Source organism: Yersinia sp. J1 (assembly GCF_050586585.1).
GTDB classification, from domain to species: Bacteria; Pseudomonadota; Gammaproteobacteria; order Enterobacterales; family Enterobacteriaceae; genus Yersinia; species Yersinia entomophaga.
In genome coordinates this window covers 26,883-42,693 of record NZ_JBOBDP010000006.1, presented here as the reverse complement: position 1 = coordinate 42,693, position 15,811 = coordinate 26,883, and the positions used below count along the sequence as shown (strand labels likewise).

Below are 15,811 nucleotides of genomic sequence, written 5' to 3'. Positions count from 1 at the left end.
CCCCCCATCAAAAAAAAATCACTGGAATTAATATTTATAGATATTTAATTATTTTATGAAATACATCACTCATATTAAGTCGTTGCGAAAACCATAGGTATCAGTGATTGTTACATGAAGAAAATAAAGAGTTAACGTCCTGCCAGCAATAGATGAAGAATATACCATAGAGAAAAATTGGAGTATTACACATAAAAAAGGAATGAATTATGAAAGATAACAAAACTATAGCATTCATATTATTTTCTATTTTCATGATATTCAGTCAATTTTCTTCATTTGCCCAAGCCCATGGATATATTCAATATCCAGCTAGTCGAGCCTATCTATGTCAATTAGGCAATAATACTCAATGTGGTTCTGTACAATATGAACCGCAAAGTGTGGAGGGTATAAAAAACTTCCCAGAACATGGTCCCACTGATGGAGCTATCGCGAGTGCAGGAGTCGGTATGTTTACACCGCTGGATATTCAAACGCCCACCCGTTGGTCTAAGTCAAGCATTTACTCTGGCCCCATTACATTCACTTGGAATATTACGGTAGAACATAGTACAACTCGCTGGCGTTATTTTATGACCAAACCAAATTGGAATAGATCAGCACCACTCTCTCGTGCATCATTTAATTTAATACCATTTTGTCAATATAATGATTATGGAAGTATTCCTGATAAATCCGTTACTCATCAATGTGTATTACCTAACAACCGCACTGGTTACAACATCATCCTTGGTGTATGGGATATTGCAGATACGAATAATGCGTTCTATCAAGTAATAGATGTCGATATAATTGGTTAATGTTATCAACAACCAGAGAAACAAATACACAGTGGAAAATACAGATCGGTTCCCGGATTGGTTTTGAAGTGGGAAAGATAAAGAACCCCAATATTCGAATATAACTCAATTATTGGGGTTCTTTATTTATTAACTGCCAGAGTTATCTGGATCAGTTAATAAATCATAACTATTTCAGGCACTAATTACTTAACACGAGAAACATATTCGCCAGAGCGGGTGTCAACTTTAATAACTTCACCAACCTGTACGAACAATGGCACTTTAACCACTGCGCCGGTGCTCAGGGTTGCCGGCTTGCCGCCGGTACCGGCAGTGTCACCTTTCAGACCTGGATCGGTATCAGTGATTTCCAGCTCTACAAAGTTTGGTGGAGTCACAACGATAGGCTGACCGTTCCACAGGGTAACGATACATTCAGCCTGATCGATCAGCCATTTGGCGTTTTCGCCTACGGCTTTAACATCTGCTGCCAGCTGTTCGAAAGTTTCGTTATTCATGAAATGCCAGAACTCACCGTCGTTGTACAGGTAAGTCAGGTTCATATCCATGACGTCTGCGCCTTCCAGAGAGTCGGTAGATTTAAAGGTTTTTTCCAACTGTTTGCCAGTCAGAAGGCGGCGCATTTTCACACGCGCAAAAGCCTGGCCTTTACCTGGCTTCACGAACTCACTTGATTCAACGGCGTAAGGTTCGCCTTCGAACATGATTTTAAGACCGGGACGGAAATCGTTGCTAGAATAAGTCGCCATAATGGCCCTCTGAATATTGAAACTGGTGTTAAGCCCAAAAAATGGCAAACATTGTAACCCGAAACATGCCAATTAGAGAAGATTGGTTGCAGCAACTCGCCGATGTAATTACCGATCCTGATGAATTACTCCGACTTTTAGCGCTAAATGATCATGCCGAGCTACAGCAAGGTAGGGACGCCCGTCGCCTGTTTCCGCTGCGCGTGCCCCGCGGCTTTGTTGCACGGATGCGCAGCGGCGATGCAAAAGATCCTTTATTGCTACAAGTCCTTACCGCACGCGAAGAGTTCGTCACCGCTCCCGGTTTTACTACCGACCCGCTGGATGAGCAACGCAGCGTTGTTCCAGGCTTGCTACACAAATACCGCAATCGCGCACTGCTGCTGGTAAAAGGCGGCTGCGCCGTTAACTGTCGTTACTGTTTCCGCCGTCATTTCCCTTATCAGGACAATCAAGGCAACAAGGCCAACTGGCAGCAAGCTTTGGACTATATTGCTCTCCACCCTGAACTGGATGAGATTATTTTCTCCGGCGGCGATCCGCTGATGGCCAAAGATCACGAACTGGATTGGCTGATCACCCAGTTAGAGGCCATTCCGCACCTGAAACGCCTGCGCATTCACACTCGTCTGCCGGTTGTTATTCCTGCGCGCATTACCTCTACCCTATGTCAGCGGTTTGCAGATTCTCGCTTACAGGTGCTGATGGTGACGCATATCAATCATCCGAATGAAATCGACCAACCGCTGCGTGACAGCATGACGCGCCTCAAACAGGCCGGCGTAACTCTACTGAATCAAAGTGTATTACTACGGGATGTAAATGACGATGCCGACGTGCTGGCAGCGTTAAGTAATGCGCTGTTTGACGCAGGAATTCTGCCGTATTACATCCATGTGCTGGATAAAGTGCAGGGCGCTGCGCATTTTATGGTGGATGATGATGAAGCAAGATTGCTAATGAAAGGGCTACTTAGTCGGGTTTCTGGTTATTTAGTGCCAAGGCTGGCGCGGGAAATTGGCGGGGAGCCGAGTAAAACACCTTTGGATTTACGCTTGACGCAAAGCTAGCCTGCAAAATAAATCAGGAGATACCTTGGCATCTCCTGATGATTTATTTCTTTTCGCTTAAACTCTGGCAAGCAAAGGTTATGGGCACTTATAAACCTGACCAACCATCTTGCTGTCTAACGGAGCGAAGCTGGACAAGAAGGTCTCGCTCGGGCTGGTTGCACCAAAAATCACGTTGCCGCCCATCGCTGCCGCTTTGTTACGCAGATCGTTGGCTGCACCGCGCATAGAACTGCTTTCACCGCCCTGGCCGGATAACCAGTTGCTTTGGCTGCCGCTGACTTCGCCAACTAACTGGCATTCGCTACCAGGCTTAGTATCAGAGAACTTAACCTGCTCGCCAGCCGCAGTTAACTGGGTGGTAGAGCTACAGCCAGCCAGCAACATTGCCGCTGAAAGACCAAGTAATACTTTAATCCGCATTTTTTTCCCCATCAGATATTGAGAATCACGCCAAAGTTTACCAGAAAGCAAAGTCGCCGCTTAGGCATCCGTTGCCACATTTATCTGGGCAATAATAGCTTACAGTTTACACGCTAACTCTGCGCTGTGGCTAAAAAAATCCCAGTGGGCATCACACGACTGAATTAAACCACATTTTAAATTCATTAAATAAATGTATAAGCCTAAAATCCGGTAACCAGCTTATATCTACGGAGAAATACGAATTTCATCAATTTGGCAACAGGTGAAGGAAAGGTGCGGGATTGTTGATTATGGCAAGGTTGACCGTGATAGCGCCGGAGCAGAGAGGGAGAAAAGAAAAAAGCGAGCAGGTTTCCCCGCTCGCTTTAGGTTTATAGCTTATTCGCAATCAATGAAGCTATAGGGTGTGGGGCATTACATCATGCCGCCCATACCGCCCATGCCACCCATGCCACCAGCGCCCATGTCAGCGCCTTTATCGTCGCGTGGCAGGTCGGTGATCATGCACTCGGTGGTGATCATCAGGCCAGCGATAGAAGCTGCGTATTGCAGAGCTGAACGGGTAACTTTGGTTGGATCCAGGATACCCATTGCGATCATATCGCCGTACTCTTCTGAGTAAGCGTTATAACCGTAGCTGCCTTCGCCTGCTTTCACGTTGTTCGCGATAACAGAAGCTTCTTCACCGGCGTTAACCACGATCTGACGCAGTGGAGATTCCATTGCGCGCAGCGCAACTTTGATACCCACGTTCTGATCTTCGTTGTCGCCTTTCAGGCCAGAGATAGCGTGAGCTGCACGAATCAGTGCAACACCACCACCCGCGACTACGCCTTCTTCTACCGCAGCACGAGTTGCGTGCAGAGCATCTTCAACGCGAGCTTTCTTCTCTTTCATTTCAACTTCGGTTGCTGCGCCAACTTTGATAACCGCAACGCCGCCAGCCAGTTTAGCCACGCGTTCTTGCAGTTTTTCTTTGTCGTATTCAGAAGTTGCTTCTTCGATCTGAGCACGGATCTGAGCAACACGGCCCTGGATCGCAGCTTCGTCACCTACACCGTCGATGATGATGGTGGTGTCTTTGTTGATCACAACGCGTTTTGCCTGACCCAGATCTTCCAGAGTGGTTTTTTCCAGTTCCAGACCGATCTCTTCAGAAATAACGGTACCTGAAGTCAGAGTCGCGATGTCTTGCAGCATAGCTTTACGACGGTCGCCGAAGCCAGGTGCTTTAACCGCAGCCACTTTCACGATGCCACGCATGGTGTTAACTACCAATGTTGCCAGCGCTTCGCCTTCAACATCTTCAGCGATGATCAGCAGTGGTTTACCGGCTTTAGCAACGGCTTCCAGAACTGGCAGCATTTCACGGATGTTAGAGATTTTCTTGTCAGCCAGCAGGATAAATGGGCTTTCAAGTTCAATAGAACCTGTTTCTGGTTTATTGATGAAATAAGGAGACAAATAGCCACGGTCGAACTGCATACCTTCTACAACGTCCAGCTCGTCTTGCAGGCCTGAGCCTTCTTCAACGGTGATAACGCCTTCTTTACCGACTTTTTCCATCGCTTCTGCAATCAGTTTACCCACGGTTTCGTCGGAGTTTGCAGAAATAGTACCTACCTGAGCGATAGCTTTAGAGTCAGAGCAAGGTACAGACAGTTTTTTCAGTTCTTCAACCGCAGCGATAACCGCTTTGTCGATACCGCGCTTCAGATCCATCGGGTTCATGCCAGCAGCAACAGCTTTCAGGCCTTCAGTGATGATGGATTGAGCCAGTACGGTTGCAGTGGTAGTACCGTCACCCGCAGCGTCGTTCGCTTTAGAGGCAACTTCTTTTACCATCTGAGCACCCATGTTCTCGAACTTGTCTTCCAGCTCGATTTCACGCGCTACAGAAACGCCGTCTTTAGTAATAGTTGGTGAACCGAAAGATTTGTCCAGAACGACGTTACGACCTTTAGGGCCCAGGGTGACTTTAACTGCGTCAGCAAGGATGTTTACGCCGCGAAGCATTTTAATGCGTGCGTCGTTACCGAATTTTACGTCTTTAGCTGCCATTGGTATTTTCCTTTAAACTCGTTCAGTTCAGAAGATAGTGAGAGCGCGATTACGCTTCAACAATTGCCAGAATGTCACTTTCGGACATGATCAACACTTCATCGTTGTCGATCTTCTCTGACTTCACGCCGTAGCCATCGTTGAAAATAACCACGTCACCTACTTTCACATCCAGTGGCTTGATTTCGCCGTTATCCAGGATGCGACCATTGCCGACGGCCAGAACTTCACCACGGGTAGATTTACCCGCCGCAGAGCCCGTCAGAACGATGCCGCCAGCAGATTTAGACTCAACTTCTTTGCGCTTGACGATAACGCGATCATGCAATGGACGAATTTTCATTGATAGCTCTCCTTTGAGAAGGTCCGTATCAGATTTAGGATTGATACCGGTCTGCCTTCATAACCAGTACCGTGGGTTTCTAAGTGGGGACGTTTACCCATCCCTTCAAGGGATAAGACAAAAAATTTTTAATTTTTTTGTCTTAAAAGGGCAAACTAAGCTAACTCAGCCCCACTGCGACCACGGTCATATTCACCATGTGATTTTATTTTTAAAAAACATAGCATTATAAAATTTCGTTGCGCTTATTTATCGTCTTTGAAACGGTCATCGCGAGAACGATCGCTTTCTTCGTCACGGTGTTCCACGTGGAAGCGGCCATCATCCTTACGCTGAAATTCGCCGTCAAAGGTATTCCCGTCCGCCGTCGGGCCGGTGCTCCTTGAACGATAAATATTCAAATGCGGCATCAGTTTCAAAGTCAGGGACTTTTGAATTGGCGGCAACAGCAATAATAAACCGAGGAAATCGGTAAAGAAGCCCGGTATCAACAGCAAGAAGCCAGCCAGTACCAGCGATACACTTTTCACCATTTCTGCAGCAGGGCTTTCACCCGCAGCCAGCTTTTGCTGCATTTGCATAAAAGTTTTCACCCCCTGATTGCGCACCAGAGACACGCCCACGCAGGAGGTAAAAATCACCAGCAGTAAAGTAACCAACACGCCTAAAGCGGCTGCCACCTTGATAAATATCGATATTTCTATGTAAGCCAATAAAAATATCAGCATGAACGGTAACCAACGCACCGTATTCTCCTTATTCAGCTCATCTAGCTTCCGTCGAGGGCCGAATCAGGGCACTTCAGACGAAAATCATGAGAATGGGGGCAACGCCGCCGCGGCGCATTATGCCTACTACACTAACGTGGTGGTGCCCATGACATTTTTCAAGCAGTCCACTCTCTTTTATTAAGGTTTTATCTAACTGTGAGAACAATCACAGATATCAAATCCTGTTGATTAATTACCACCATATAGTGATCTGAGTTCAAGGCATTTATCTATAAGCAGCATATGATCGTGGCAGCAATAAGTTGAACGGTTAATCCTTCCGCACTTGTTGCCCACGGCGACATAAATTATTCAACAAGCAAATAATTAGACAGCACAATAGAGAAGGTTCTCATGTCAAATAACATTCGTATCGAAGAAGACCTGTTAGGTACACGAGAAGTCCCCGCAGAGGCTTACTACGGTGTTCATACCCTGCGTGCGATTGAAAACTTCTACATCAGCAATAGCAAAATCAGTGACGTGCCTGAATTTGTCCGCGGTATGGTGATGGTAAAAAAAGCCGCCGCGATGGCTAACAAAGAATTACATACCATCCCGCACAAAATTGCTGACGTCATCATTCGGGCGTGTGACGAAGTTCTGGATAAAGGCAAATGCATGGACCAATTCCCGGTCGATGTATTCCAGGGCGGTGCAGGTACTTCATTAAATATGAATACCAACGAAGTTCTGGCCAACATTGGTCTGGAACTGATGGGGCATCAAAAGGGTGAATATCAGTACCTGAACCCTAACGACCATCTGAATAAGTGCCAGTCTACCAACGATGCCTACCCTACCGGTTTTCGCATCGCGGTTTACGCATCTATCATGAAATTGATCGATGCCATCAATCAGTTGGGTGAAGGCTTCGGTAAAAAATCCAAAGAATTCGAAACCATTCTGAAAATGGGTCGTACCCAATTACAGGATGCTGTACCCATGACTCTGGGTCAGGAATTCCGCGCATTCCAGGTATTACTAAACGAAGAAACCAAAAACCTGCAACGCACCGCCGAACTCCTGCTGGAAGTGAATCTGGGCGCGACCGCTATCGGTACCGCACTGAACACTCCTGAAGGTTATTCCGAACTGGCCGTGAAGAAATTGGCTGAAATCAGTAATCTGCCGGTAGTTCCAGCCGAAGATTTGATTGAAGCGACTTCTGACTGCGGCGCTTACGTAATGGTGCACAGCGCGCTGAAACGCCTGGCTGTTAAGATGTCAAAAATCTGTAACGACCTGCGCTTGTTGTCTTCCGGCCCACGTACCGGTTTGAATGAAATCAACCTGCCAGAATTGCAGGCGGGTTCTTCTATCATGCCAGCCAAAGTGAATCCGGTTATTCCTGAAGTTGTGAATCAGGTTTGCTTTAAGGTGATTGGAAACGACACTTGCGTTACTATGGCGGCCGAAGCGGGTCAGCTCCAGTTGAACGTTATGGAGCCGGTGATTGGTCAAGCGATGTTCGAATCTATCCACATCCTGACTAACGCTTGCTACAATTTGCTGGAGAAATGCATTAATGGCATTACGGCAAATAAAGAAGTTTGCGAAAGCTACGTATTTAATTCCATCGGTATCGTAACTTATCTGAACCCTTTCATTGGCCACCATAATGGTGACATCGTTGGGAAGATCTGTGCGGAAACCGGTAAAAATGTGCGGGAAGTCGTTCTTGAACGCGGCCTGCTAACTGAAGCCGAGCTGGATGATATCTTCTCTGTTGAGAACCTGATGCACCCAGCCTACAAAGCAAAACGCTATACCGATGAAAACGAACAATAAAATAACCATCCGGTAGCCCTTAAAGGCACGCTAGCTCCCCTGGACAGCGTGCCTTTTTACTTTCTGACAAACACAACTTTATAACTTTTTATTTTCATTTCATTCAAGGAGTAAACACTATGATAGCCGTAGAATTAGTCATTGTTCTGCTGGCCATTTTTTTAGGGGCCAGGCTGGGCGGTATCGGGATAGGGTTTGCAGGGGGCATTGGCGTATTGGTTTTAGCCATTATTGGTGTAAAACCCGGCAGTATTCCCTTTGACGTTATTTCAATCATTATGGCTGTAATTGCCGCTATCTCTGCAATGCAGGTCGCAGGCGGCATGGATTATCTGGTACAGCAAACTGAGAAGTTGCTGCGTAAAAACCCAAAACACATCACTATTCTGGCGCCTCTGGTCACCTATTTTTTGACCATTTTTGCCGGTACAGGGAACATCTCTCTTTCCGCATTACCAGTGATTGCTGAAGTGGCGAAGGAGCAAGGCATAAAGCCTTGCCGTCCGCTGTCTACGGCCGTGGTTTCAGCGCAAATCGCCATTACAGCATCTCCGATTTCTGCCGCCGTGGTCTATATGTCCTCGGTAATGGAAGGCCACGGAGTCAGCTATTTACATCTACTGATGATCGTTATTCCCTCCACGCTGTGCGCCGTATTCTTAATGTCGCTGATCGTGTCATGGTGCTTTAACTCCAAACTGTCCGATGACCCTGTTTATCTGAAACGCCTCGAAGAAGGTTTGGTCACGCTGCGCGGCGATCAGGTCAAAGTGATCAAGCCTCGGGCCAAAACCTCGGTATTACTGTTCCTGCTGGGCGTTATGTGCGTGGTGGCTTATGCCATTATCAACAGCCCAAGCGTCGGTCTGGTAGAAACGCCGCTGATGAACACCACCAACGCGATTCTGATTATCATGCTGAGCGTCGCGACGCTGACCACGCTGGTCTGCTCCGTGGATACAGATGCCATTCTCAACTCCAGCACGTTTAAAGCCGGTATGAGCGCCTGTATCTGTATTCTGGGCGTGGCATGGCTGGGCGATACCTTTGTACAGCACAATCTGGTATGGATTAAAGAAACGGCGGGTGGCCTGATTCAGGCTCATTCATGGTTGCTGGCAGTGATTTTCTTCTTCTGCTCTGCGCTGCTGTACTCTCAAGCTGCGACTGCCAAGGCACTGATGCCAATGGCGATGGCGCTGAACGTTTCTCCACTGGCGGCGATTGCTTCTTTCGCAGCGGTTTCCGGCCTGTTCATTTTACCAACCTACCCAACGCTGGTTGCGGCGGTTCAAATGGACGATACCGGCACCACCCGCATCGGTCGCTTCGTCTTTAACCATCCGTTCTTTATTCCCGGCACCATCGGGGTCGCGCTAGCCGTTGTATTCGGCTTCGTGATGGGCGGTCTGGTTCTCTAGTTCTCCCCGAGGGCGCCCCGTGCGCCCTCATCAATCCCCTCTTATCCCGCTGCATTAATCTCCATATTGGATAAATCATCTTCAGACCCGCCCCTCCTTCGGGGTATAGTGCATGACTGTCAGCTTTTCCTAGCGAGGTTAGAATGTCTGATTCTGATGTGATTGTCGTACTGTGCACCGCACCCGATGAAGCCAGTGCTCAAGATCTTGCAGGGCGAGTTCTGGGGGAACAACTGGCGGCCTGCGCTACGCTGCTGCCCGGCGCAACGTCTCTTTATTACTGGGAAGGACGTTTGCAGCAGGAATACGAAGTACAAATGCTATTCAAAAGCAATAGCACCCATCAGCAGGCATTACTGAGTTTTATCAAACAACATCACCCTTACCAGACGCCAGAATTGTTGGTCTTGCCGGTTCGGGATGGAGATAAAGATTACCTGTCATGGCTCAACGCTTCTTTACACTGATACTGCTGCTATGCAGCGCGCTACTGGCACCTCAAAGTGCTCAGGCATCTCTTTTTAGCCAAAACGGTCAGAGCCGCTTTTTGCCGGTCGATCAGGCATTTGCCTTTGATTTTAGACAACAGGGCGAGCAGCTCGATTTAAGCTGGCAAATTCACCCCGGCTATTATTTGTATCGCCAGCAGATCAAGATTGTTCCGCAACAGGCGACTCTTGGCGCGGTGAACATTCCCGCAGGCCTTGCTCATAGAGACGAGTTCTATGGCGAAGTCGCGATTTTCAAACAGCGGCTGGATTTACAGATCCCGATGATTCGGGCAGAGAAAGGAGCCAGCGTCAGCGTGACCTATCAAGGCTGCGCGGATGCGGGATTCTGTTATCCGCCGGAAACCCGAATTGTACCGCTGAGCGCCATTGTCGCCACACCGCACACCGCAGCGGAAACGCCTGTTACGCCGCCGGCACAAACCGAATCTGAACCGGCCTCATTGCCTTTCTCTCCACTCTGGGCACTGTTGATTGGCATCGGCATCGCTTTTACGCCGTGCGTTTTGCCAATGTATCCGTTGATTTCAGCCATTATTCTTGGAAGAGAAAAACCCCATAGCCAAGGACGAATATTTGTTTTAGCTATGGTTTACGTCCAGGGAATGGCGCTGACTTATACCTTATTAGGATTAGTGGTGGCCGCTGCCGGGCTACAGTTTCAGGCGGCGTTACAGCATCCTTACGTGCTGATTGGGCTGTCGGCGCTGTTTGTACTGCTGGCGTTATCGATGTTCGGCCTGTATTCCCTGCAATTACCGGCTTCCCTGCAAACCCGTTTAGTCGAGTGGAGCAACCATCAACGCGGCGGTTCCCTGTTCGGCGTCTTTGCCATGGGAGCGCTAGCCGGATTAATTTGCTCCCCCTGCACCACTGCGCCTCTCAGCGCCATTTTGTTGTATATCGCTCAAAGCGGAAACATGCTGGCTGGCGGCGGTACGCTTTACCTGTACGCGCTGGGGATGGGGATTCCACTGATTGCGGTCACGCTATTTGGCAACCGCCTGCTACCGCGCAGTGGGCCGTGGATGCAATACGTGAAAGAAGCGTTCGGCTTTGTGATTCTGGCACTGCCAGTCTTCCTACTGGAACGCATTATCGGCGATATTTGGGGCATTCGCCTGTGGAGCCTGCTGGCGGTGGCCTTCTTCGGTTGGGCCTTTATTATCAGCTTAAAAACGCATCAAGGCTGGGTTCGGGCGCTGCAACTTCTGCTGCTGGCAGGATTACTGATTGCAGCCCGACCATTGCAGGATTGGGCTTTTGGTCACAGCGCTACGCAGCAAACGACGATTAGCCATCTCAACTTCCAGCAGATTAATAACCTACCGGAATTACAGGAAGCGCTGGCAAAGGCGAAAGGTAAACCGGTGATGTTGGACTTGTACGCCGATTGGTGTGTAGCCTGTAAAGAGTTTGAAAAATACACCTTTAGCGATCCTAAGGTGCAGTCTCAATTAGCCAACACGGTGCTGCTACAGGCCGATGTGACAGCCAATAATGCGGAACACGCCGCAATGCTGAAAGCGCTCAAAGTGCTGGGATTGCCAACTATCCTGTTTTTCGACGAACAGGGAAATGAAATGACGCCGTCGCGGGTCACCGGTTATATGGATGCCGAAGCTTTTTTGCATCATTTGCAGAATAGCCAGCGGTAATCCACACTAGCAAAACACCGATGTGGAAGGAGAAGCAACGTGCAACGAGAAGACGTTTTGAGCAACGCCCTCAGCCTGTTAGAGCAACGAGGCCTCGCAACGACCAGTCTGGAAATGCTGGCAGAAAAATTATCCTTGCCCGTCAGCGACCTTCAACGTTTTTGGCCAGATAGGGAAGCGTTGCTATACGATTGCCTGCGCTACCACGGCCAGCAAATCGACACTTGGCGTCGGCAGCTACAGCTCGACGAAAGCCTGACGCCACAGCAAAAACTGCTGGCTCGCTACCAAACGCTGAATGAACAGGTTCAGCAACAGCGTTATCCCGGCTGCCTGTTTATCGCCGCCTGTAGCTTCTTCCCAGAAACCGACCATCCCATCCATCAATTGGCGGAACAACAGAAACAGGCCTCTCTGCAATATACCGAAGAATTACTGCATGAAATGGATGCCGACGACGTTGAAATGGTGGCACAGCAAATGGAGTTAATTCTGGAAGGCTGCCTGAGCAAGCTATTAATCAAACGTCGACCGCAGGATGTGGAAGTGGCAAAACGTCTGGCGGAAGACGTTCTGGCCGTCGCCCAGTGCCGCAAAAACGGCGCGCTGAGTTAAGTTCAGGGCCAGCGGCTTTGCATCTATCGCGCTCAACCCGCATTATAGTGGCCCTTTATTTTCAGTAAGACTCATAGAGAATTCAGAAATGGCCCAACAAACCTCTGTTGCCGAAGTGATTTATTACCACGGCGCTGTTTATACTGCGGATCGAGATAATACGATCTGTAGCGCTATCGCTATCGGGCAGGGTTATATCCTGGCAACTGGCAGCGATGACGAGGTACTACGCCTCGCTACTCCAGAAACTCAGCTAATTGATCTGCAAGGCAAGCTGATGATGCCAGGACTGATTGACAGCCATATGCACCCGTTTTGGGGCGGCAAGCAGCTACGCGGCTGCCACCTGAACTATGCGGCGCTGACCGTTGAACAGACGCTGGCGTTCATCCAACAACATTTGGATGCCGATCCAAGTCAGGGGGATACCGACTGGCTACCCGTGCGGGCGTGGCAGCGTCAGGCCATGATTCCTGTCGGTGCAGATATGAGCCGTGCTGCGTTGGACACCTTAAAGACTCGCCGTCCGGTGGTGCTGTTTTCCAACGACTGCCACACCTTGGCCGCCAACAGCCGCGCACTGGAACTGTTGGGCATTGATGAAAATACCCCAACGCCGTCCGATGGCAAAATTGCCCGCGATGAGCAGGGAAAACTGACCGGAATTCTGGAAGATGCGCCCGCAATGCGCGCTTTCGACAGCATTCCTTCCGGCTCGCCTGAGCAAAACGTGAATACCGCCGCCTATGTGCAACAGGTTTTAAATGCTCAGGGCGTGACAACGGTGATGGATACCCGCGTATTTGCCGAACAATTATCCGCATTCGGCGCACTGCGCGATCGTGGCGAACTCACGCTGCGACTGCTGGGTGCAAAAGAAGTCACTCCCGACAGCCTGAAAGGGCCGCAGGATGCCGGACGAGCCGTTGATGAAATTGTCGAATTTGGTCGCCAATGGGGTGATAAAAACTGGACGCCAGAACCAGGTTTGGCCGTTGATCACGTTAAATTATTTATCGATGGCGTACTCCAGCCGCCGACAATGACGGCCTCGCTGCTGGAACCCTATCGTGAAAATCGCGGAACAGCCGAGCAACCAGACTGGCAGCCAACCGAACGTTACGGTGACCTGTACTTTACGGCTCCGGTGGTGGACGCCCTGATGGTGGAATGTGCTCGCGCCGGTATGCATCCTCATACCCATACCGTCGGCGACGGTGCCATTGAAATGGTACTCAACGCCGTTGAGAAGATGCGTGAAGCTTATCCTGAGAAGGATATTCGTCCGGGCCTGGCACACAACGAATTGGTTGCAGCCCATCAATACGAACGTTTTGCCAAACTGAAAGCGACGGCGGTGCTGTCATTCCAATGGTGTGGTTTGCCGGGAGTGTTGATCGACGAAGAGCGGGAAATGCTGGGAGAAGCGCGTTTCCAGCATATGGAACCGACCGCCCGTTTCCTCGATGCGGGCGCGCGTCTGGCTTATGGCAGCGACTGGCCGATTGATCGTCTGGATGAGTGGTATAACCTTCAGGTGGGAATGACTCGTCGCGCGTGGGATAGTGAAGGAAACCCGGCTGGCCCGCGTTTAGATAACGACCGCGATTTGACGTTAATCGAAGTGCTGCGAGCGGCAACTATTGACGCTGCCTATATGATTGCCAAAGAACAATACATTGGCTCATTGGAAGTCGGTAAATTTGCCGATGCAATTATTTTGAAAAATAATCTGTTTGAACAACCGGCGGAAACCATTTATCAGACCAAAATCGAAAAAACGCTGATCGGTGGGAAAATCGTTTACCAAAGTTAATCTAACCTTATAAAAAAGGGGCAGTGCTGCGGCGCTGCCTTTTTATTTTAGGCCATTACCACCCTTTATTGAACATTATCACTTTGTATTTCAATAGCAGAATATAAATGCCGGTCAAGTTAACCAAAAACACCACTTTAGGATATCTATTATTAACATTGATTAATTTTATATATTCCCAATAATTAGAAAGAAATAATCGCGTTATCGCCCTCCTGCGCTAATTAAAATTCATCGTATTTACCCGAAAAAAACCGCGGCCTTGGCTATTATTACTCTCCGTACTCACGCTGAGCTTTCCAACCCGTACCCCCTGTGTCAAAATCCGCTCCCTTTTTATATTTGAACACCAGAACGACGGTATCCGTTGATACCAGGAGATGATAGGGTAATGCCACAAAATATTCAGTTACGCAGAGTTCTTAAAACGCCAGCCTTGGTCGCCTTCGGCCTTGCTTATATGGTTCCGCTGGGCGTATTCACCACTTACGGTCAGGTGACGGTTCTCAGTCATGGCCACTTACCTATCGCTTATCTCATCACGATCATCACCATTTTATTTACTGCTCTCAGCTATTGTCGTATGACCAGCGCGCTCCCGCTGGCTGGCTCTGCCTATTCTTACGTACAGCGCTGTTTTGGCGGTAAAACCGGTTTTCTGGTGGGTTGGGCGCAAATATTGGATTATCTGTTCCTGCCGATCCTTAACTATTTAGTTTTAGGTATATTTTTACACGAAGCATTCCCGGCTATTCCTGCGGCAGTCTTTGTCCTGGGTTCGATCGTCAGCGTCAGCTTGCTGAATATCCTCGGCGTTCGCTTGCTAACGTCGGTTAATTTCTCGCTGATTTCGGCGCAAATGGTCTTTATCGTTCTGTTTTTGGCACTATCGTTCAGCCAGGCCGATCTCAGCCCGGAAGCACTTTTAAAGCCGCTGTTGGTGGGCTCATCTGACTTTTCCGGTCTGTTATCCGGCGCGGCGGTGCTTTGTCTAGCCTTCCTCGGTTTTGATGCCATAGCGACCATGGCGGAGGAAGCGCATGACGCCAAACGCACGCTGCCACGCGCTATTCTGATTACCGTTATCGCAGCCGGTACTATATTTATGGCCGTTTCTTATGCCGCTCACCTTATCTACCCAGACTGGAAAGCGCTGATTCCGGTACAAGATACCGCCAGTTTGGTGATATCGGAAAAAGTAGGCGGCAAGTGGATGTACACCTTCTTTATGGCGACCTATCTGACCGGCGTATATGCCTCTGCCATGACGGCTCAGACCGGGGTTTCACGCATCTTTTACGCCATGGGTCGTGAAGGCGTGCTGCCACGCAAAATCTTTTTCCATCTTCACACACGTTTCCACACGCCTTATCGAGCCATCATTTTTGTCGCGATTATCTCGCTCTCCGCACTGTTCCTCGATTTGAGCATGGTGGTATCAATGATTAGCTTCGGCGCACTCGGCGCATTTACCTTCGTGAATCTCAGCGTGGTCAAACACTTCCTGATCAATGAGAAACGCCGCGGCACCAGCGCCATGATTAAGTATGGCCTGCTCCCGATGATGGGGTTTGTGATGTCGGTGTGGCTTTGGGTCAATCTGGAGCCAGACGCACTGAAGGTAGGATTGATATGGTTGGTCATTGGGTTTATCTATCTGGTTTATCTGACCAAAGGCCTGCGCCAGGCGCCGCCTTCTGTCGATCATGATGACATTGCTCACCTGATAGATTAAGTTTTCCCATTGAACCAAACAGATAGGCCCCGCATTGACCG

The 15,811-nt window shown here is 49.0% G+C and carries 14 protein-coding genes; 9 read left to right on the top strand and 5 right to left on the bottom strand.

Going from position 1 to position 15,811, the window contains the following annotated elements; all coding sequences use genetic code 11:
* Positions 1–209 precede the first annotated feature (209 nt).
* A complete protein-coding gene (locus tag ACQ4OC_RS11065) occupies positions 210–803 on the top strand; it encodes a lytic polysaccharide monooxygenase (protein WP_064514692.1) in 594 nt (197 codons plus the stop codon).
* 185 nt (positions 804–988) lie between these two features.
* Here ACQ4OC_RS11065 and efp read toward each other — a convergent pair whose 3' ends face one another.
* On the bottom strand, positions 989–1,555 hold the full coding sequence (efp, locus tag ACQ4OC_RS11060) for an elongation factor P (protein ID WP_064514694.1): 567 nt from the start codon (positions 1,553–1,555) through the stop codon (positions 989–991).
* A gap of 41 nt (positions 1,556–1,596) precedes the next feature.
* Here efp and epmB point away from each other — a divergent pair, with 41 nt between their 5' ends.
* Positions 1,597–2,625 (top strand): EF-P beta-lysylation protein EpmB, encoded by a 1,029-nt coding sequence (gene epmB / locus ACQ4OC_RS11055; protein ID WP_064514696.1) that lies wholly within the window; start codon positions 1,597–1,599, stop codon positions 2,623–2,625.
* Between the two features lie 78 nt (positions 2,626–2,703).
* On the opposite strand, the gene ACQ4OC_RS11050 is transcribed toward epmB, so the two are convergent.
* The 4 genes from ACQ4OC_RS11050 to ACQ4OC_RS11035 form a co-directional block, all read right to left on the bottom strand.
* Positions 2,704–3,048: a DUF4156 domain-containing protein gene (locus ACQ4OC_RS11050; protein WP_049599206.1), complete on the bottom strand. Its 345-nt coding sequence runs from the start codon at positions 3,046–3,048 to the stop codon at positions 2,704–2,706.
* A 417-nt stretch (positions 3,049–3,465) separates the two neighbouring features.
* Complete coding sequence (gene groL / locus ACQ4OC_RS11045) at positions 3,466–5,112, bottom strand: chaperonin GroEL (protein WP_120806868.1); 1,647 nt, start codon at positions 5,110–5,112, stop codon at positions 3,466–3,468.
* Positions 5,113–5,161: 49 nt separating this feature from the next.
* A complete protein-coding gene (locus ACQ4OC_RS11040; protein ID WP_004722430.1) occupies positions 5,162–5,455 on the bottom strand; it encodes a co-chaperone GroES in 294 nt (97 codons plus the stop codon).
* A gap of 245 nt (positions 5,456–5,700) precedes the next feature.
* Complete coding sequence (locus ACQ4OC_RS11035) at positions 5,701–6,201, bottom strand: FxsA family protein (protein WP_064514701.1); 501 nt, start codon at positions 6,199–6,201, stop codon at positions 5,701–5,703.
* A 378-nt stretch (positions 6,202–6,579) separates the two neighbouring features.
* On the opposite strand from ACQ4OC_RS11035, the gene aspA reads away from it, so the two are divergent.
* The 7 genes from aspA (at position 6,580) to ACQ4OC_RS11000 (ending at position 15,770) form a co-directional block, all read left to right on the top strand.
* Complete coding sequence (gene aspA, locus ACQ4OC_RS11030; RefSeq protein ID WP_064514703.1) at positions 6,580–8,016, top strand: aspartate ammonia-lyase; 1,437 nt, start codon at positions 6,580–6,582, stop codon at positions 8,014–8,016.
* Positions 8,017–8,135: 119 nt separating this feature from the next.
* Positions 8,136–9,437, top strand: coding sequence for an anaerobic C4-dicarboxylate transporter (locus ACQ4OC_RS11025; protein WP_064514705.1), 1,302 nt, complete (start codon positions 8,136–8,138; stop codon positions 9,435–9,437).
* A 143-nt stretch (positions 9,438–9,580) separates the two neighbouring features.
* Entirely contained in the window at positions 9,581–9,904 is a 324-nt protein-coding gene (gene cutA / locus ACQ4OC_RS11020; RefSeq protein ID WP_064514707.1) for a divalent cation tolerance protein CutA, read from the top strand.
* Positions 9,880–11,604, top strand: coding sequence for a protein-disulfide reductase DsbD (locus ACQ4OC_RS11015; RefSeq protein WP_064514708.1), 1,725 nt, complete (start codon positions 9,880–9,882; stop codon positions 11,602–11,604). Before cutA ends, ACQ4OC_RS11015 begins: the two co-directional genes overlap by 25 nt.
* Positions 11,605–11,643: 39 nt before the next feature.
* Positions 11,644–12,219, top strand: coding sequence for a transcriptional regulator (locus tag ACQ4OC_RS11010; RefSeq protein ID WP_064514710.1), 576 nt, complete (start codon positions 11,644–11,646; stop codon positions 12,217–12,219).
* An 88-nt stretch (positions 12,220–12,307) separates the two neighbouring features.
* Positions 12,308–14,035 (top strand): amidohydrolase, encoded by a 1,728-nt coding sequence (locus ACQ4OC_RS11005; protein ID WP_120806870.1) that lies wholly within the window; start codon positions 12,308–12,310, stop codon positions 14,033–14,035.
* Positions 14,036–14,426: 391 nt separating this feature from the next.
* Positions 14,427–15,770 (top strand): APC family permease, encoded by a 1,344-nt coding sequence (locus ACQ4OC_RS11000; protein WP_430971172.1) that lies wholly within the window; start codon positions 14,427–14,429, stop codon positions 15,768–15,770.
* Positions 15,771–15,811 lie beyond the last annotated feature (41 nt).